At 55.0% G+C, this 20,054-nt stretch carries 14 protein-coding genes; 7 read left to right on the top strand and 7 right to left on the bottom strand.

The annotated features are described in order from the left end of the window. Nucleotides 1-32 precede the first annotated feature (32 nt). Together ACT2B1_RS04480 and ACT2B1_RS04475 are read left to right on the top strand one after the other, a co-directional pair. Nucleotides 33-1,184 carry an NAD-dependent epimerase/dehydratase family protein gene (locus ACT2B1_RS04480; RefSeq protein WP_171127040.1) on the top strand — a complete coding sequence of 384 codons (1,152 nt, stop codon included), beginning with the start codon at nt 33-35 and terminating at the stop codon, nt 1,182-1,184. Between the two features lie 976 nt (nt 1,185-2,160). After that, complete coding sequence (locus tag ACT2B1_RS04475) at nt 2,161-3,159, top strand: NAD-dependent epimerase/dehydratase family protein (protein WP_481668641.1); 999 nt, start codon at nt 2,161-2,163, stop codon at nt 3,157-3,159. Between the two features lie 773 nt (nt 3,160-3,932). On the opposite strand, the gene ACT2B1_RS04470 is transcribed toward ACT2B1_RS04475, so the two are convergent. Continuing rightward, the gene (locus ACT2B1_RS04470; protein ID WP_481668640.1) at nt 3,933-5,756 is read right to left on the bottom strand and encodes a glycosyltransferase family 2 protein; all 1,824 of its coding nucleotides are present in this window, start codon (nt 5,754-5,756) and stop codon (nt 3,933-3,935) included. Nucleotides 5,757-5,935: 179 nt separating this feature from the next. On the opposite strand from ACT2B1_RS04470, the gene ACT2B1_RS04465 reads away from it, so the two are divergent. The 4 genes from ACT2B1_RS04465 (at nt 5,936) to ACT2B1_RS04450 (ending at nt 10,830) form a co-directional block, all read left to right on the top strand. Further along, entirely contained in the window at nt 5,936-7,177 is a 1,242-nt protein-coding gene (locus ACT2B1_RS04465; RefSeq protein WP_481668639.1) for a hypothetical protein, read from the top strand. Continuing rightward, entirely contained in the window at nt 7,178-9,550 is a 2,373-nt protein-coding gene (locus ACT2B1_RS04460; RefSeq protein WP_481668638.1) for a glycosyltransferase, read from the top strand. 87 nt (nt 9,551-9,637) lie between these two features. Next, entirely contained in the window at nt 9,638-9,895 is a 258-nt protein-coding gene (locus tag ACT2B1_RS04455; RefSeq protein WP_217351028.1) for an FCD domain-containing protein, read from the top strand. Beyond that, the gene (locus ACT2B1_RS04450; protein WP_481668637.1) at nt 9,847-10,830 is read left to right on the top strand and encodes a recombinase family protein; all 984 of its coding nucleotides are present in this window, start codon (nt 9,847-9,849) and stop codon (nt 10,828-10,830) included. Before ACT2B1_RS04455 ends, ACT2B1_RS04450 begins: the two co-directional genes overlap by 49 nt. Nucleotides 10,831-10,864: 34 nt before the next feature. On the opposite strand, the gene ACT2B1_RS04445 is transcribed toward ACT2B1_RS04450, so the two are convergent. Then, the gene (locus ACT2B1_RS04445; RefSeq protein WP_171124669.1) at nt 10,865-11,242 is read right to left on the bottom strand and encodes a nuclear transport factor 2 family protein; all 378 of its coding nucleotides are present in this window, start codon (nt 11,240-11,242) and stop codon (nt 10,865-10,867) included. Nucleotides 11,243-11,759: 517 nt separating this feature from the next. On the opposite strand from ACT2B1_RS04445, the gene ACT2B1_RS04440 reads away from it, so the two are divergent. Next, nucleotides 11,760-12,983 (top strand): recombinase family protein, encoded by a 1,224-nt coding sequence (locus tag ACT2B1_RS04440; RefSeq protein ID WP_481668636.1) that lies wholly within the window; start codon nt 11,760-11,762, stop codon nt 12,981-12,983. A 141-nt stretch (nt 12,984-13,124) separates the two neighbouring features. On the opposite strand, the gene ACT2B1_RS04435 is transcribed toward ACT2B1_RS04440, so the two are convergent. The 5 genes from ACT2B1_RS04435 to ACT2B1_RS04415 all read right to left on the bottom strand — a co-directional run bounded on the left by ACT2B1_RS04435 (nt 13,125) and on the right by ACT2B1_RS04415 (nt 19,732). Continuing rightward, on the bottom strand, nt 13,125-15,008 hold the full coding sequence (locus ACT2B1_RS04435) for an amidohydrolase family protein (protein ID WP_481668635.1): 1,884 nt from the start codon (nt 15,006-15,008) through the stop codon (nt 13,125-13,127). A gap of 572 nt (nt 15,009-15,580) precedes the next feature. Then, nucleotides 15,581-16,666 (bottom strand): hypothetical protein, encoded by a 1,086-nt coding sequence (locus ACT2B1_RS04430; protein ID WP_093965092.1) that lies wholly within the window; start codon nt 16,664-16,666, stop codon nt 15,581-15,583. Nucleotides 16,667-16,693: 27 nt separating this feature from the next. Beyond that, nucleotides 16,694-16,927 carry a hypothetical protein gene (locus tag ACT2B1_RS04425; protein WP_481668634.1) on the bottom strand — a complete coding sequence of 78 codons (234 nt, stop codon included), beginning with the start codon at nt 16,925-16,927 and terminating at the stop codon, nt 16,694-16,696. Beyond that, a complete protein-coding gene (locus ACT2B1_RS04420) occupies nt 16,924-17,214 on the bottom strand; it encodes a hypothetical protein (protein WP_481668633.1) in 291 nt (96 codons plus the stop codon). Before ACT2B1_RS04420 ends, ACT2B1_RS04425 begins: the two co-directional genes overlap by 4 nt. Nucleotides 17,215-17,344: 130 nt before the next feature. Next, nucleotides 17,345-19,732, bottom strand: a complete 2,388-nt coding sequence (locus ACT2B1_RS04415; protein WP_481668632.1) for a zinc-dependent metalloprotease — start codon at nt 19,730-19,732, stop codon at nt 17,345-17,347. Between the last annotated feature and the right edge of the window lie 322 nt (nt 19,733-20,054).

Raw genomic sequence — 20,054 nt, 5'->3', positions numbered from 1 at the left:
TTTCAAATCAACTATTTCGGGAGGATCCTTTCATGCGTGTTCTTGTTCTTGGCGGTGACGGCTACATTGGTTGGCCAACAGCGATGAAGCTATCGGCGGCAGGTCACGAGGTGATGGCCGTAGACAATTACCTGCGTCGTCGCCTCATGATGGAAATCAACACTCCGGCCTTGTTTGATGTGCCAAATCTGCAAGAGCGGGCAAGGCTGTGGAGCGAGAAATCTGGCAAGGACGTTTCAGTCCGCATCGGCGATTTGGACAACTGGGATTTTATCTCATCGGTTTTCGAAGAGTTTCGCCCGGATTCTATTATCCATTATGCAGAACAGCCTTCTGCTCCGTACTCGATGCTGGATCGCGCTGCGGCGCGCCTAACGCTTGATAACAATCTTGGCGCGACATTCAACGTAATTCACGCAATGAACGAGTATACTCCGAATGCCCACTTGGTAAAGCTGGGGACCATGGGCGAATACGGTACGCCGAACATAGACATTGAGGAAGGGTGGATCGAAATCGAGCATAAAGGGCGCAAGGGAACCTTCCTGTTCCCGCGCGCTGCAGGTTCTTTCTACCACACGACTAAGGTGCTCGACACCGACATGCTATGGTTCTACGTGCGGGTGTGGGACCTTAGGGTAACTGACCTCATGCAGGGTCCTGTCTACGGTGTTGCTACCGAAGAAAATGACAATGATGATGCTCTGTATTCCTTCCTAAACTATGACGAGGTTTTCGGCACTGTTCTGAACCGCTTCATGGTTCAAGCAGTGGCTGGGTATCCTTTGACAGTTTATGGTGCCGGAGGTCAAACGCGCGGCTATTTGCACCTCAAAGACGCGCTTCAATGTGTACAGCTGGCCGTTGAAAACCCGGCTGATAAAGGCGAGTTGCGGGTATTTAACCAGTTCGTGGAAACATTTTCAGTTAATGACCTTGCATCACGTGTACAGGCGTCCGGGAAACGCTTGGGGCTGGATGTGGAAATTCGCAACCTGGAAAATCCTCGCAAAGAGATGGAGGATCACTACTACAATCCTGCACATACAGGTCTGCTTGATCTGGGCCTCAAGCCCAACATCCTGACAGACGACGTCATGGATGAGATGATGCAACTTACTGCGCGCTACAAAGATCGGATTGTAGAGGAACAAATCTTCCGAGGCGTTAAATGGAAGAAGTAAATTTTCTAGATGGCGAACGTGTGTAGCTGACTTAAGCGCACTGCAACCCTGGGCCTAAACTTAGAGCTAACAACCAATAGATCGTGAGAGTTGCAAAGTCTGAGATTGGTAAGAAGACTCTATGGCAGCCGTTAATGCGGGTAGCGATACGCTTCCGGCCTTGCTGCCCACCAAATAAGTCTAGGCACGGTTAAGCCGCTTGTAGCTACGATTCGTCATATCGGATCGTTGCCTTGCGGTGCCGTCGGCCAAAGATACAGGCGCTTGTCCCCCCGTCGATCTGTGCTTCTCTAAACCAACTGGTGTCATCGCCAGGGCCATTGAGCAACGCCCCCAAGTTTCGGCAAACTGCAGACTAAAGTCTTGGTATCAGCGTAGCAAAAAAGATCAGACGTTTTTAACGCTTGTGTTAAGCCGCGAACCATACAACAAATCAAAAACCAATCAGCCTTTCAGTGATGTAGCAGAGCCGCACATTCGCCGTGCGTGCTACCCGTCGCGCCTGGATAACCGGCATCATGTCGATCAGTGCGCGGGCTAGGGCTTAGGCTGTCACCAGCGGCAAATCAGTAGAATCTGCCGGAATGTCCAACGGCGTCGGCCCCTCATAGTAATATGGGCGCCGTGCCTTCGGGCGGATACGGTGTATAGGAACATCCATGGCGCGTGATCCTCCTACGACGGACAGCATGGTCTATGGATTACTTGGTGAAAGCAAGCTGATTGAAAACAAATACGCAGGCCTCACGAAGGCATTCCAAATGCTGTAGGACTCCTCAGTAGGGAGGGTTTTGGGTCGTCAGCATTGTCGGCCGGATGCTTCGGACTGCGAAATCGCGATTGCATGCTTCAAAGCCTTCGTTATAAGTGAGAGTGTAAACTAAATGACCGATTGCACAGCAGCAAGGTCAGGCGGATGGCAATTTAGAAAAACCGAGAACGCATTGCCGGTCTGGCATTGATGGAAACGTATGCGATGAAATGGTTAGTGACCGGTGGTACAGGATTTGTTGGATCGAACCTTATTTCGGAGATTCTGTCTGAACGAGCCAAAGATCAAGTCATAGCATTCGACAACTTTTCGGAGAGTTCGTTCGATGAGTTTGTCACTGCCTCTCCACTCGATACAGCGGTTCTTGTTGATCCGGATGCTCCGGTGTGGGTTTCCGGACGTCGCCTCGGAGTGGTCGAGGGCGACATCCGCGACATGGATGAGGTCATAAGGGTGACAAAGGAGGCTGATATCATTGTTCACCTTGCAGCCAATACTGGTGTCGGCCCTTCGGTCAAGAACCCGCGTCTGGATTGCGACACGAACATTTACGGTACACTCAACATGCTCGAAGGAGCTCGTGCCGCCGGAGTGCAGCGCTTTGTCTTCGCCTCGTCTGGTGCGCCGGCCGGCCTCTCAAAACCCCCGATCACAGAGACAATCGCTGCCCGTCCGGTTTCGCCTTATGGAGCTAGTAAGCTAGCTGGGGAAGCGTATTGCTGTGCTTATTCGGTAGCCTTCGGTGTACCGACAGTTGCGCTAAGGTTCTCAAACATTTACGGACCGCGCTCGTGGCGCAAGGGATCGGTCGTCGCAACGTTTATTCGCCAAGCGATTGCCGGAAAGCCGATAACAGTAAACGGCGACGGTAATCAGACGCGCGACTTTATCTACATCGACGATTTGACGCGTGCCATTCGGCTGGCGGCGACAGTCGACGAATTGTCGGGCGAGTTGTTTCAGGTGGCTACAGGACGAGAGACTAGCGTGAACGAACTGCTGGTCGTACTACAAGAGAAGTTCGCCGCAGCCAACCTACCCGCAATCGAGCGACGTCGAGGAGAGCGCTCATCGGCCGATGTAATGCGCAATTTCGCAGACGCCGCTAAAGCAAATCGAGAAATCGGATGGCGTCCGCAGATTGACCTGGAGGAAGGCTTAGGAAAAACGATCGACTGGTTCTTGCAATACCGAAGGGATTAAAGCGAGTCGCGTTACATCGAATTTTTTTTCCTACGATTTTGACGAAATTGTGGAAATACTCGTAACTGAGGAACCGACGAGCAGTCTGCCAGAATTCGTGAAAAAATTTTATTCACACTGCGGCCTTTCTGATCAGTGCCTTCAACTTTGCAAAAGCCATCTCCATTTGATCTAGACCAGGGCCATAGAGTGGAAGGAACATTAAACACTCGCTGAACGTAAGTAAGGCGTAAGTCGCTTTGGGGCTTTTGTGGCTGGAAGTACTTTCGAGGTGGTGGCCTCAAAAGTTTTGGCGTTTCGTGATCCATGTGTAGCGCCGGTCAGCCACGATCTAGGGTTTATATTCAAGCGCCTTTAGGTTTTTAACTAGGACAAAGTCGGCGCCGCAACCTACCAATGCCGAGAAGTAAACCTTCAAACCGTGTTCTTCAGTTCATTCGTCAATCATCAAGCCAAGCTGCATGGGAACCCGGCTTTGCCCCAAATCCTTTACACCGGTGCGCTTACCTCGTCCCGTGTCACTTGACAGTTTAAATACCTAAGTGTGGGCCTCGAGCCTAACCTCATACGTTTAGTTCGAAAACTTGATTAAATCACAAAGCCTCCTCCGACCCGTCTTAATATGCGTATTGCCTTCCTTAACGAGCAGGCGCATGCCTAAACTCAATCGGATGCGGTTTCTACATATCTGACACCTAAAACTGCCTCGAAGAACGGGACAAATAGGCAATCCCGAACCGATCAAGACAGACGCAATTCAAAGGTAGACCGATTTAGGTTCCCGGTTCGATCTGGCCCAATAACCCTTCAAGGGTTAAATTCAGTTCCTGAAAGATCTCGTCGTTGGAATCGGGCGCATCATGCCAAGTATGACTACTGCTGTCTCCTCTGCGCTCAACCACTGCATTCAGTGCATCTGCGCGGAGACATAGAAGATTGCCCTCATCTTCGATTGCGGCCAAAAAACTGGTGTCAGCAGCGGCGAGGACTCCCTCCGGATATCCCAACCTTTTCAACAAGGAGCGTTGAACGACATGGGAAAAGCCTGCCAGATGGCCGCCGCCCGAGAAGATCCTAGAGCTTTGATAGAATTCCGGCCTGTTCACTGGAGGGATCATAAGTAAGCGACCGTCATCCACATAGTGGAAGAATGCCGCCCTCTTACCCATCACGTCCGGCCACAACGCAGCTGCTCCTAGCATGAGATCTTCGACGTAGTTTGGACCGTAGTTGTCATCGTCGTCCATGCGAATAACGTAGTCACCGCCGCCACGAGCAGCGCCGAGATTTAGCGCAGTCGAGGGGCTAAACCGACGCGGTAGAAACACTATTTGCTCGCAATCTTCTGGACAAAGGGCGGCGCTGTCCCACTGTCCGGGATCGTCGGTGTTTGCGACAACAATCAATTCCTTGTTCGACCAGGTCTGCGCACGAAACATCTGAAGCACCTTCTCGATCTGACCGGGACGGTAGGTGGGGGAGACAACCGTTGCGCGCGGGCCAAGAGGCTCGGTAGCCTCCGTGTCCACGCATCGAGCTAGTTGCAGCGCAAACGAACCCGCGGAATGGTTTCGGTGCACCTTGCGCCATGTCGACTGTATGCTCATCTGTGCGCATACAGGGTCCATCTTGAAACGGCTAATGAAGGCGCGAAGCTCTCTGGGGTTATGAACTATCTGAGCGAAACCACGTCGCGGGTCATCTTCAGCGATCTCACCTAGTATAACGACAGCACACCGACTTGCGGCAGCATGAAGTGCATGCTGCACGTCCGGCCCCGGGTCGCGATCTGGCCAAGCGATCTGGACAAGCAGATCGGACGCCGCGAACAGATGGCGCAGTTGGTCTGCCGAAACTGTGCCAAGGCAGGCATCGACTAAAGTCGAAGGCAGCAAATCGACACGGAATTTCTTTACGACATGATCGGCGGAGCAGAGGGAAAGACCAAATGGAGCAAGGCTGTCAAGCAGTTCCTCGATTCTAGAATCCGTTACAACGCGCGCCAGATCAAGCGACAGAAGTCGAAAGGCACTAGGCGCATGCTCCGGGCCAGCAACGAAACCATGATAGAGAGCAGGTTGAAATGCTGCCGAGATCAGTTCCGCGGCAATCCCTTGGCAGCGGAGCGCATCTTGAACAGCTGGATCCGAGACGAAGACATGATCCGCCTCGATCGCAAGGGGCGCGAAAAGGGGAACTTGTCCACGATTCCCTCTCATAAGAGCAATACGCGGCACACCGGCATTGGCCGCCAGACGCATCAAGTCTCGAGCCTGTTGCCCTGCGCTCGACCAGTCAAAGAAAGAAAGTTTCCACTCTCCGCCAAGGTCGTCGAGAGCGGATTCGACGACTAACGCATCGATCAGGCCAGAGGCCAGAACCGCCGGTGCCGTGTTTGGGTTGAGCGCAAGCGTTGGTGCCTCGAAGCGTAGCAGGTCGAACCCTTCTGCCGAGCCGACAAACCCAAACCGTGTCTTCAAGCGCGGCGCCCGGCGCGACTGTGCCAGTGCCGTCGGCTCAAAATTCGCGCATGCAACGACATGCCGCGGAAAGAAGGGTTTCTCCAAGTTCTCAATGCGAAATTTCTGGAATGGCACGCTGGTGTGACCTCTGTCGGGCGATCTCCAGCATTTGAGCTGGTCAATAAAGACTGTTAAAGGCACATCGTAGTAAACACAACAATCACCGTCCTTGCATTCTATCCGGCGTTGCAAATAATACCTTACATTGTGGCGGGACGATTGTTGGCCCAGAACCCACTCGAGGATATGTCCCAATGTCAGAACACCGCGCAGTGCCTTCTATCTATTCGACCGATAAGGACACGGGTAACCGCGCAGTCGTGATTCTTGGTAGCGGGCGTAGCGGCACATCGCTTTGTGCGAAGATTCTGAGAGAGCTGGGCGTCGAGATGGAAAAGACCCTGGAACGGCCCAACGAGATGAACCCCGAAGGATACTTCGAGGACAGGCGGCTTGTCGAAATCAACAAGCGGATTCTTGACAAACTCGACGCGTCCCTTGAATTTGGGCCGCTCGGCGAAATCCACCGAGAAACGATTTCACCGGAGCTGCAAGATCTGCGCGAACACTTGGCAGATTGCTCCTCTGCCTATCCTAAGCTTTGGGGATTCAAGGACCCGCGTGTGTCTCTCCTTCTGCCAGTTTACCGTTCGGCGTTTCAGAACGTCGGTATTGTTCCTCGATATGTCTTTTGCGCCCGAAACGCCGGTTCGACCATAGAATCTCTCCATCAAGCGACCGGCCGTTCGCGGGAAATTTGTGAATGGACATATTTTGTTCGTAGCTACATGGCTCTGCGCGACAGCGCAGCGAATTGTTACGTCCTGCATTATGAAAAGTTGCTGAAAGCGCCGGTCGAGCAAATCGAAAAACTATGGAGTTATGTAGGCGATGACGCGACACCGTGCCCGTTAAGCCCGGAGGCGCGCGAGCGTCTTGTCGAAAGAAAATACAATCGTTCAGAATTGCGAGCACAGCCTGTTTCTAACCCCTTGGCCGGCCGAATCGCGTCACTAATTAATGAGATAGAGGGTTCTAAATTCAACCGTGATACCGTTTTTGCGGAGTTGCGGGAAATCGACTCCATTAACTCAGCCTACGAACTTCGACTCCAGAGGGAAATCGAGGTTCGACTCTCGTCGCAGGCCAAGAAACTGCAGCGTGACGCAATCCAAACCAAGTTTGCAGATGTCCTAAACACTGAACTTTCCACCCTACAGGCCAATGTCGCCCGACTCGACAAGGAGCGGAATGCGGCGATTGCGAGATCACGTTCGAACGAGACTGAAGTCAAGAAACTGGCGCGAGAAATCGAACGGCTCAATGCGGAACGCGCGAGGCTTCAAAAACTACAACAGGAGACAAAGAGCGAGAAGAAAATGAGTAAAAAGGAAAAATACAAGAGGTCGATCCAGAAAAGACTGAAGCGCCTCTCCTTGCCATGGCGCTCTACGCAAAGCCATTCGGGCGAAGCCTCAAAAGATGCTACTAGGTAGATGCAAGATTTGACGAAGATATTCCCGAATGACCGAAATGGGGCGCTGCGTATTTCGATCGTCAGCCGAAGTCTTCTGTTCGGCGCGGGCGGGATGGAGCGGACCGCGGCAAATCTAGCAAACCAAATGGCTCAGCAGGGTCATGTGGTTGCAGTTTCGTATCGTGATCAGCCAGGAAGAAGCTCACTTTATCCTCTAAACGACGATGTCGAGCACGTTCCTTTCGACGGATCGGCCCGATCGCTAACTGGCGGGATAGAGAATTTTCGCCCTGATGTAATTGTCTATTTCTATGCAACGTCCATAGAGGCCCCTAGTATCCTTGCGGCCTGTCAAACCGGCGTCCCGGTTGTCCTGCACGAAGGGTCCAACCCGGAACGGGTGATCAACAACAACTGGGCCTTGCAGAAGGGCATATCCCTTGAACATGCAAGGCTGGAGCGACTTGCGATGATGTCCGTCTGCACACGCGTCCGCTTCACGCTGCCTCAATATCGTGATAGCCTGCCCCTGCCGCTTCGGAAAGATTCCGTTGCTTTCCCCAATGCCTTCGCACCTGCCGAGCCGTCAGATCTGACCGTCAGGTCGGGCAACGGCCGCAGGATCTTCCTGAATATAGGTGGTCTGAAAAGGGTGAAGAATGTGATGGCCGCAGTGCGTGCTTTCGCCCTGATAGCGGACGACTTGCCCGAATGGGATTTCCACATCTTTTCCGCAGAGGGAGTCCGCAATCAGGTGCGCCCAGAACTGGAAAAGTTCGTTGCGAGAGAAGGACTGGAGGGGCGCGTCAAGCTCTTTTCCCCAACGCCCTACATTGGGCGTGAATACGGGCGGTCCCACGTTCATGTCATCGCGTCGAAGGAGGAAGGCCTGCCAAACTGCGTCGCCGAGGCCGCGCGCCATGGCTTGCCGTCTATCGGCTTCGCCTGCTGCCCGGGCACAAACTCAATGATCGTCCACGAGCACAATGGCCTGCTGGTCGAATGCGGGGCGGACGAAGTCCAGGATCTGGCTGCAGCGATGCTACGCGCGGCAACGGATGACGCAGCCCGAAAACGATGGGCGGACACTGCTCTGGAGGAGAGCGAGCTTTACGAACCGGAACGAATCTTTGCCCAATGGGAGCAGCTGATTATCGAGGCGGCTACTGACCGTGTGAGCCCTGAAGAGCGGCTTCGGAGACGGTTCGACAAGGATGGGGAATGGCGTCGCTTGCGCGCCGTACAACGCGCCTCGCTCGCGGCCGAACCCTGGTCTGTGCCGCGTCGGTCGGCCTTCGACGAAGTGCAACCGCGCATCAGTATTGTCGTCGCGCTTTTCAACAAAGAGGAGCACATCGACGAGACATTGGACGCGATCACCGCCTGCGCCTATCCGTTCAAGGAGGTGATAGTCGTAGACGATTGCTCCACGGATAGATCCGCCGATGTCGCCACCGAATACTGTGCCCGCCAAAACTGGAAATTGATCCGGCATGCGAAGAACCGCGGAGTTTCAGCGGCCCGCAACACCGGGCTCGCTGCAGCCCGCGGCGACTATGTACATTTCTGGGATGCAGACGATTTCTATCATCCTGAGGGGATCGTTACTATTTTGCGTGCCATGCACGACAGTTATGCCGATATCGGTACCGGTATTGTGACTCGCGACGGCGAGGCAATTGAACGCAACGCAGCGTCAGTAGGCGACGCGGGTGTCAACTATGCGCAGGAGCCCGAAAGCCTTGCCAACTTGTCCGTATGTTCCAACATCTATCGCCGCGGATTTCTTCTAGAAAACGGCCTGCAATTCACGCTGGGGCTACACGTCGAAGACGCTGTCTTCAATCTTTGCGCCTTTCCGTTGGCCGAACGGATCGCTATGACATCTGCCATTCTCGGGGAGTACCGATTTGTCGAGAAGTCCGAATCGCGAAAAATCCACCCAGCCCGATACGATTCGGCGCTTCGAACCGAGGAAATAACCCATGACTTTTATTTTGAGAACGGGTTGCATGCTCTGGATGCGCTAAGGCAGGACCAGTTGATAAGTAAAGTTCTTGCTTTTTTCGTGCGCCGGGCGCGGCACGGTTCTCTGCCGATTGACGAACAAACGCGGCCCGAGGATCTGGACTTCAACTTTCTGGCTGAACTTCAACGAAGGCTTCCTCGGCTTTCCGAAGGCCTTTTGATGAATTCGGACCGCAATATCCGTACTCGGTTAGCCTGCTGCGCTATCAGAGCAGGATATCTGATATGGGTACCGTTCCTACTCGGCGGCGTACGGCCAGATGGCCTTCGCAGCGATCTGCTGGCCGCCACGGAATCCGAAAAACCCATCATTGACGCGATGCTGAAAAAACTCCGCCACGCCGGGAAGGTGGCTACAAAGTAACGGCTATGCGCATTCGTCTGCTCTTTCAAAATCGGCACAAGTTCTTCGGCTCTGCGATATAAATTCACAGGCAGATACGAAACCGATTTGCCCGCGCTCTACAGGCCTGTATCTGACAAGGCAATCGGTGAACTGACAGAAGCGAACCAGCGATGTAATGTTGCTGTCGAGGAACAGGATTCAGAAAAATACTATTGTAAAAATGAGCAGTTCCACGCGATCTGGTACCGAGAATCTGGAAATAGCTTCCTCGAACAAGAGTGCCTTCGCTTCCAGCGTAGACTTCAACCGTTCCTGTGCCGCGAGGAACAGCATGGTGCGCTTCCACCATTCACGGCAACATAAGCCGTGGCACCGGTATATTAGATAATGAACTCCACGTTGGACGCTTGGTTTGGAACAGGCGTCGCTACGTCAAGGATCCTAAAACCGGGCACCGGATTTTACGGCTCAACTCGCCTGAAGACTGGGTTTCAGTGCCGACGCCGAAATTGCGCATTATTCCACAGGAACTATGGGACGCTGCAAAGTCGCGCCAGCAACAAACCACGCTCCCCAAGCGGGTCAACCTGAGTCGCGCTATGGGCAACGCCCGACGCGCAAAACACCTGTTGTCAGGACTGCTTCGCTGCGGTGCCTGCGGCGGTGGCATTGCAGTGATTTCGCAAACACACATCGGCTGCTCCGCTGCGCGCAGCAAAGGCACCTGCAACAATCGTAAGTCCGTTGCACGAACCAAGGTTGTAGTCCGGGTGCTCACCGTCCTCTCCGATCACTTGATGGCCCCAGAACTGTTCCGTGCATTTTGCAAAGAGTTCGTCGCAGAGACCTATCAGTTGCGAGCCATGTTACAAACGTCTCATGCATCCGAAGCAGCTGAACTCGCCAAGACAAGTCACGCTCTGGAACATCTCGTCCAAGCACTGATAGACGGCGCTACAGCATCGACCGTCAAAGACAAAATGGCTGAGTTGGAAGCGAGGAAAGCCCAATTGGAAAATGACTTGAACGCGGCGCCAGCGCCCCAACCTGTGCTGCATCCCAACATGTCAGCAATCTATCACTCAAAAGTCAGCAACCTTGCCGAAGCTCATAATGAGCCCGATGTGCGTGGCGAAGCTGCAGAGGCGCTGCGCGTTCTGGATATGGGCAGTTTCAGCGCATTCCAAAATCGACGCGTCGTCAACATCAACTCCTACATAATATGCCACTGTTCTGTGTTGCATTCCCGACCTCCGCCCGGAATTTCACTTCGCCCGAAAGCCGTGCGCATTGATTGAACCAGCCAATAGCCGATGTTGTTATTCGTTCTTCTTACTTCGGCAGCATGAAAAACTCTTCCAGCACAATCTTGCCCTCCGCCACCGAATACACCGCGATCTCGCGCAGGGTCATACGCTCACCCGTAGCCTTCTGAATCACTTCAGCTCTGAAGCGCACTCCAAAGCGGTTGGGTGGGTGGACGTAGGGGCCATCCACTTCTAGTTCTTGGATTTCATGCGACGCCAACCAATCCTCTCTTTTTCCTTTGATGGCTTCTCGACCCTTTGTTACGCGGAATTGTCGAACCGGAGGCACAACAGCCTCTATCGACTGCGCGTTTTCGGCATACATCTCATCAACACTTCCAAGGCCCCTGCGCTCACGCATGGCCTGGACGAATGATCTTCCGATTTCAATCAACTCTTCCATGAGCCCCCCTGAATTACCGTTGACTGTACCACTTCTTGCCCGCGCAAATCTTGACACGGATCAATGAGCACAAGGGGAAATGCAATGAGGCCGATTCGTACTCAACTCTGCTCAGCCAGAAGTAACACACTTAATACAGCGCCAAATTCGCATCAATCTGCAGGAAAGGCGGACAGCGTCAGCACGCTAGTGTCGCAGTTGCTATTTGGTTTTTAGTCAGTGCGACCGTGCATTGGCGGCTGGTTGCAACCTAAAGCTGCCATGGAGATGTAATGGTATACAAGAGGAAGTGCTGAGGCGATTGCCACGGCCGTTTTTACCAAAAACACATCTTCGCCCTTGCTTGCCAGACAATATCCGGCCCCCGCTCCTTCCCCCCGGTCTTGCGGGAGAAGGCCCTTCGCTTTCAGGTTCGTATCCGCGCGATGCCTTTTGTCGGAGGCCAGCCGCTTCCCCGCAGGCTTCTCACCTGCCCCGCTTTGACCGCGTACGGTCTCGGCGGTCCCCGGTCAGACGAGTGTCTGAAGACATACGTCGACCGGTGGGTTCCGTAGTCGCGTTTCTGCACCGGGCCAGAAGGAGCCGCGTCGGTGCGGGATGTCCGACGGGTGCTTCAAGAGTTCTCCGAGGGCATTCTCCCAAAGCCATCGCGCGCCGCCTGAACGCCGAAGGTATTCCCGGTCCCCGTGGCAAGTTATGGCGTGACACGGCCATTCGAGGGCACCGAGTGCGTGGGACGGGCCTTCTCAACAATGAGCTCTACATCGGCCGCCTGGTCTGGAACCGGCTGCGTTATATCAAGGACCCCGAGACCGGCAAACGTGTGTCCCGTCTCAATAAATCGGCCAAATGGATCATCACTGAGGTCCCCGAGCTGCGGATCGTCGGGGATGAGCTTTGGGAGGCAGTCAAACAGCGGCAAGGCGAGATCGAGGCCGAGCCCCGCGTCAAAGCCATCAAGGAAACCAAGTTTTGGGAGAAGCGTCGCAAGAAGCACCTTTTGACAGGTCTTGCATTCTGCGGCACCTGCGGAGGGCCACTCGCCACAGTCGGGCGCGACTACCTCGCCTGCTCTGCCGCTCGCAAACTCGGTACTTGTTCCCATAAGCAATCCATTCGTCGCAATGTCCTGGAAGACCCCGTTCTGGATTTGCTTCGTCAGCGTCTGATGCAGCCCGACGCAGTGGCCACTTTTATCAAGTCCTTCAGCGAAGCCGCCAACGCAGAAGCAGGCACAGCGGAGGTAGCCCGGACGCGTCTGCAATCCGAGCGGGACAAAGCTGCGCGCAAACTGAATGGGTTTTATGATGCAATCGCAGAGGGCATTCGTAGCCCCGGCCTTCAAACACGGCTCGAGGAACTCGAAGCGCAGATTGCCGATCTTGAGACGAAGCTCTCCGAACTTGCGCCCTCACCGGTGCGACTGCACCCAAATCTGTCCGAACTCTATCGCTCCAAGGTCGCAGATCTGGCGCAGGCTCTATCGGATCCGTCGATCCGCAAAGGGGCTTTGGAGATCATTCGGAGCCTGATCGAACGTGTCTCGGTCCAACATGAACGGGATGGCGTGCAGATCGAACTGGAGGGTGCGCTGGCAGCAATGATTGGGCTGGTCCAGAACGACAAAAGCCACCTTGCGGCGGCTTGTTCGAGACTCTGTTGGACCCAAGTGGTTGCGGGAGGGCGCAACCGCCGTTGTCGAACGCAGTTAAAATGCATGATTAAAGCGTATTCCTTCTGAAAGCAGACGTTACTATCAAAACACTTGTATGACCGCATTGAGCCCAAAGCAGACGACGTCAGCACCGCTAACCAAGCCCAATATGTTGCCGAAGCGCCCACAGTTCTATCAGCGTCAACGGAGTTGATTTACCACCCTTGCCTATTGAGTTTCCAGCGGATCAAACCTTTTGCTGGGATCACCGCCTCGCTTCGCTGCCATTGCCAGTGCCCAATCTCGTGCAGCGGTGTTCTTGTCCTCGTAGCGCCCATGCACCACGCAGAAGAACAGTGCGCTGTCGTCGAGGCCGTTTCGAGGCGAAAACCAGTCGAAAGGATCATTTGGTTTGACATATGCGAACTGTTTCGAGGCAGGTGTATTGCGCTCAAGTTTCGCCTCATCATTTGTGATGTCCTGCAGTAATGTCGGGCGTGCCGTACCAGTATCCGGTGTCAAAATCCCCATGATTTGCTCGCGACCAGCAGGTACAAATCGTCCCTCTTCCTCGACCGGGAACCGTATGGCTTGCCCTGCAAAAACATCTCGCTGAACAACACTATCGCGGACAACAACGGTTCCGTTCACCAAAACAAAGGGAATTCCAGTAGACGGCAAGCCCTGCTGCCCCAGTGTATAGTTCGCATTTTCAGTGACGTTTTCAGGATCAAAAATTGTGATGTCAGCCACCATGCCTTCCTGCATGCGTCCGCGTACTTGCATCGCACGCAAACCGGTATCGCCAAGGCGTTTAGCATGAATATAGCTCAATTGGGTCAATGTGAGCATCAGTGGCACGTCCGCTTCTCGCGCCATCCGAAGCACAAGTGCATGGCTGCCTGCCGACCTTGGATGCCCGGCATAGTCTTCATATGGCGATTCCCAGCTCAAAGGCTGACCCTCGACATCGAGACCCATCATACCATCACCTGAAATCCCATAACCCGCGATAGTGATCCAATCGTTCAACCATTGCTCCCTTGGTGGGCTAAAAACAATGGCAGTTCGCCCCGGTTCATTCTCAGCGAATTCGAGAAACTCTTCTTTGGTTACGTATCGATTGAGCTGAGGGTCAAAGATGGTTTCTTCGTACTTGTAACCCATTGAGCCTTCCCAGTTTTCAGGGGCGATAATCGAGGCTCCGTAGTTTCCCGAACCGGCTGTCCAAGGGTAATAGCTGGACCAAACATTGTAGCCTTGGTCTCTCGCCATCTGCAGCTTTTCCTGGTTCTCCCACCAACCGTAGTCATTGTCGTGATGGATGTGCAGCGGTGCCTGCAGAACCATCGCATTGACAAGGATTTCATTCACACCAGTCTGGGTCTCGGTCGGTGTGGATGCGCTCGGGTGAAATCGGTGATGGACAGAGGTGAGCCTGCCATAGCGAGCGGCCGCGCGTTGCGCTTCGAACATTTCATAGGTGGTAATGCCTTCACGGGCATAGCCGATGGTCGACCCGACGCCTATGGCTCCCAGGCGCAAACCCTCGTCGAGCTGCGCTGTTATCTCGTTCATCTGTTCGCGGTTGCTCGGTACCGAAGACCAGCCTTCAACTCCATCTTCTACGGATTCTGCACGAAGCGCGAAGAAATTTCGAAAATCGATGTCTCCACCTTCGAGCACAAGCCCGTCGTGGACCCGCATGCGCGCATATTCCTGTCCTACAACAGTCCCATAGTTCGCTTGGGTGACACCGGCCCGCGCGTCGTACCACTCGCCAATGTTGGCCGCACCCACCTCAAAGTCCATTTGCGTGGTGACACCATCCCGGAGGTTTACCTTGATACCCCAAGGATCAAGCCCATGCTGTTCAAGATCAATAAATCCGGGTGCAACGACGTGGTTGGTGGCATCTATCGTCTCCTCGCCCTCGACAGCCTCGGTCGTTATTGCTGTGATCCAACCGTTGTTGATCCCGACATTTGCAATTTGGTCGAACCCAGTTTCGGGGTCCATGACCCGACCGTTCAGGATTACAACATCGTAGCTTTGTGCGTGTACCGAAGTCGCAGCCAAAGCTATGGCCGCCGCTGTAGAAATAAGTCTCATGCGAATCCTCCCGTCCACCAAAGCTTACGGTGACTGCATAATTCCAGCAACGTTGGGGGTGGCATCACAAAAGCCAATGCCGAGCAACACCACATGCTCGCCTTGTTCCGTTTTTGAGCGACGGCTTTGTCCGCAAAGCGGACGATCATGCCTAGTGCAGCGAACGACCGCTTCGAGCCCAAGGCTGCCATTGCCATTTCTCGCTGCGTGCGCTCGCAGCACAATAATCGCCGCGATTGCATCATCTTCAGCGCCGCCATGCGGCGTGAAGCGCGGCCATTCGCTCGGGATGCAGCGAGGTTGTCAGCTGCAATCTACAGGTTGCGGACAAACCCGCCGCTCACCAGACTCAGCCAGACGACGGCTAACTGAGCTTTGCCAGCCTTCTCGCATTGTGACGGCTTCGCAAGTGCAACATAACTCCGCGTGCAGCGAACGGCGCAATGCGGCCGTTAGTCAAAACTCTAAGCGGACGACCGCAAAGGGCACCTTGTTCGGCAAGATGTGCTGGTCACAGGTGGGTTTCATAAACCGTTTTTGCAAGCTGCAGATATTACTGGCTATTGAAACAATTAGCGCTCATGCAGTTGCTCACGCAGCGCAGCAATTGCAGACGGAAGATCGTCCTCGAAACCGGGAATGAACGCCTGCTGGATCGCAGCATTCAATGCGTCGTCGGCAACTGCCTCGGCTGCGGTGGCCGATCCGGAAAGAGTCTCGAACTCCTCAAAAGCCTCAAGGACTAGAAGCGGCTCTCGCAGGATGCCCTGAACCGTCATGCTGATCGACATATGTTCGACCTGGTTGTTGTTCTCCGGCGGGCCAACGAATTCGGGTGCGAAGCCGGAAACGCCCCAGATCGATGAGTTGTCCAGTGCGATCCCGGTTTCGTATTGCCAGATCGTTCCGACATGGAAACGCGTGGTGAATCCGTGGTTGAACAGCTTGATATGTGTGAGTGGGTTGCGGCGCGAGGACCCCACAATCAATTGCTGCCAGAGGTAGAGCGCAGCCTGCTCCCTTCCGCGAATGTATTCCGAAGTCTCCAGCATGTGCTCCGGCGGAACTATATCAATCAGTTTGATTGCTGCCTCGAACAGGTCAAGCGCCGTGTCGAGCGCTGTGTCATCAGTGCCGCCCCCTGACATATCGGCCAGCTTGAAGGCGTGAAACCGGGTGTAGGCCCCGCCGAGCGCTTCAAGGTATGGTTCGCCCTCTTCTGACGCAAGCGCGTCGACAACGCGATAGGCATCCCAACCATCTGCGCGCAACTGGTCGGTATCCACGTCCCAGAAGGTCGATGGAATCTGGCGGCCGAAATCACCGGTTCGAAGAGCGAGCGTCCTGAGCCCCTCGGCATACTCCATCAGTTGCTCGGATGTGACCACACCGTCATCGAGGCGGGCGAGATGACCGGAGATAGAAATGTCGCCCAGAACTGGCTCTTCGCTCAGGCCCGCATCTCGCAACGCCTCTTCCACTTGAACTCGGTTCGCCTCGGCAACAGGCGCCGATCCTGTTTCGGCTTTGGAAAATACGCTACCTTCCAGCCGTTGCTCCGGAAGCCCGAAGAACAGGAACCGAACCTGTGGAACGGCCAGAACGACGACCGCAAAGGCCAGACAGGACAAGGTCCCAGTCCACGCCAACCATTTCATAGCTCATCCGGCCCCTGTACAACGCGATTATTTCGTAAGCGCATCGAAATCGGATGTATCAACATTGGCGACAGCTTCCTGTGCGATCGCATCGTAATCCGTCGCTTTGTTGGCTTCCTCAGCGACTTCGGCTGCAAGCGCAGCCGAGGTCCCGATAGTCGCGGCCGTCCGCACCTCGTCTTCGCTGGAGTCGCAGGCGGCCAGCACACTTAGACAGATGGCAATTGCCGGTGCCAGAGCTCGTCTGTTTTGCGATGTCACTTGGTGTAATCCTCGAACCCTTCGACATTGCCGCCGATGACCGTGCAGTTACCTGCGGCTTGAATTGTCGGCTGGTCCCAGTTGACATTCCAGTTCACGACGATGGTGTCGCCGTTTTCCGAAGCGGGGAACACCGAAATCGCAGCATTGGGCAGATCCGCGAACTCGGGAACTTGCCAAAGGTAGTCGTGACAGGTTTTGAGGGCGTTGGTTGTCTGCCTGTCAAAGGCTTGAGCAGCATTGGCTGCAACCACGAAAACAAGGCAGGCGCCGATAGTTTTTAGCATTGAAAATGTCCTCACAGATTTCCATATCAACCAGCTTAAACCCAAGCTTAGTTCGCCATCAGACTTCGTCAAACAGAATATGTTGTTTCTGGACCTTCAATTCTTGCGCTGGACCGACGAGCCAGCACCGCTACTGCTTCTCTGCGCCTTGTTCGGAAAGACCCTTACCCAGCATAGCGTTCACACGGTCGAGTTCCGCGCTCGCTATCTCCCCGATGGAGGTTCCCTTCAGTCCGCCAACTGCGACCATGGCAACCTCCAACGGGTACTCGGCATCGACCAGTGCGACAAGATCCTCGGCATTGCGATCCTCGGTGGTTAGGTCGGTCAGGATGTCGATATAGGCTATTATTGCACCGTTCTGCGCTGGCGAAACCAGTTCCTTTGACGGCAGATCGCTCAATAGTGTTTCGGTGACCAGCGAGACGTATTCCTGCAGCGACATGGCTGTGTCGCCCAGGAGACGACGTTGCATGTAAACCATCCTGACGCTCTTCCGGTTCATGACTTCGTCCATGATCTGCGCCGCTGCGTTTTCGACCGAAATCAACCCTCCGATGGGCCGAAAACGTCCGAGCAAGTCCGGGTCTGCAAAAGCATTGAGGCCATGGATGGCTTCACCGGTAAGAAACTCTACGGCTCTCCTCTGCTCTTCAGGGTCTACATAGGCGAACGGTCGGTCGTCGCCGGAGGTCTGTGTAACACCGCCGATCAGCTTGCCGACGCTTCCAGCGATACCGACATAGCGATTGAGCGCGTCTCCGTAGATCTCCTCTAGCATGGCTTGTGGATTGCGCGCGTCCTCTACTGCGAGGGGCAACGCCGCAAGGCTCGCGTGCAGCGCGGCGATCCCCGCACGCGTTGCCAAGATCCTGTCTGCCCCAATGTTCTCAGTCTGAACACGGTGATCGAACTGGGCAAGATACTCCTCGCCACGTTCGCCTGCTCCCCAAATGAGTTCCGGACGCTCCTCGGCTTCCGCCGCGATGGAATCAAGCTCCTCTGCGTCGACATCGGAGGAATACCCCCATCGGATGGCGTGCCGATCGTAGGAGCCAATGATAGGAATGAGTTGCGTGACGCCATCATCCGGCTCCGCCACGTAGTTGAACCGCCCATAGGCCATGATGGAGGACGTGCTGCCGTTCTCCGCAGTGAATAACGGGTCCCTGAGCTGTGCCGTCGACCAGGCCGTCGAGGCGCGGTGGTTGTGCCGCAACCCGAGCGTATGGCCCACCTCATGTGACACGACGTACCGCAGGATGCGCCCCTGCAATTCCTCCGGCAGCGGCAGTTTGGCCGCGGCGGGATCGGTCCGGTGCATCAGCAAATAGTAGTAGCGGCTGAAAAGGTTCAAGACGTCCGGCCAAACCAGAATATGGGCGGAGAGAATTTCGCCGGACCGGGGGTCGTGGATGTTCGGCCCCATCGCGTTCTGCACCGGCTGTGCAACCCAGCGGATGACACTGTGGCGAACATCTTCCGGGGACCAGCCGGGGACTTCATCCCGGCTTGGCGCGTCACGGGCTATGATTGCATTGGTGAAGCCCGCGGCCTCGAAGGCGGTCTGCCAGTCCTCAACCGCCTGGCGAATGTAGGGACGCCAACGATCAGGGATTTCACGGGATAGATAGAAAACGATCGGTTCAACCGGGTCCGACGGGCGTGGTGCATCCGGGTCGGCGTGTTCCAGGCGGAAGCGAAGGGCGGCACGGTCGCGTGATTGCACCTCGCCGAACGCGCTTTCAAAAACCAGATATTCGGTGAAGAAAAATCCAACCCTGTCGTCATAGGGGCGACGCTCAATCGGGGTTTCCGGCAATACGGCAATCGAATGCGCCGTTTCCACCGAAATCGGCTGTGCCAGCCCGGCCTGATCGGTCGCTTCGAAGGTCAGTTGCGAGCGGACAAAGAGGTTGTCGGGATAGACCGATGCTTCAGCAACGTAGGATCGGTCGGGGTCGTTCGGCCCAGGAACGAGACCAGTGGATGCCAATTGGGCGGCGACCGAGTATCCCACAATATCGCCCCCGAACGCCTCCTGCAAATCCACGAGTACGGCGCCAGTGTTGCTTTCCGCGAGGATCGGGAAATCGACGATGATGGGACCAAGGTTGGCGCGTTCCACAGCGAGGTTCACAGGGCGAAGCTTGTCACGCCCGCCAGTGTAATAGGGATCGCCCGAAACCTTTTCGAACGAGGTCCCTGAAAGGGACCGCACCATGACCCGATCGGGCCGCCGTTCCAACTGGATCAGGCGGGCCCCCAAGGCGTTTCCGCCGAATGCCACTGCGTCGGTGGGATATCTGGAAACTTCGGCGTACCAGATCAGGCTGCGTTCGAACATGTCGCGCGGTATCGCAAGCAACAGATCGCCGTCTTTTTGGTAGAGGTCGAAGACTCCAGATCGAACCTCGGCACCGGCTATACGCTCCTGAAAGCTCGCCGATTGCGCCCTGGCATTTGCGGGCATCAGCGGGACAGCAAAGGCAATGCAAAGTGCGAATGCCAGGCGCATCATGGGTCTCCTCGTCGACGAATTTTCAAGCGCGCTCACGTTTCCAGAGATCGGACATTCCAGTCTGGTAGTGTTGCAAGTGTCCGACATTCGAAAATGCTAACACTGAAGTTTAAATTTGAGAATTCACAAAGCCACCATAGGCCGTATCCGCGGCCAAGCTCCGGAAACCGCCCACCTTAACCGCTTCTGCTTCCATGCCCACATTGACTTTGTGCTCACGGCGAAAATCCGCACGGTCGGCATGGCCGCCTCTGGTGCGGCATGCAGCATCGGGGAAGTATGGGCTCGATCCCACCCACCGCTGCGCCGCGAACGCAGG

It is taken from the genome of Ruegeria sp. S263 (assembly GCF_056780525.1).
This window is presented reverse-complemented; position numbering and strand designations above follow the sequence as displayed.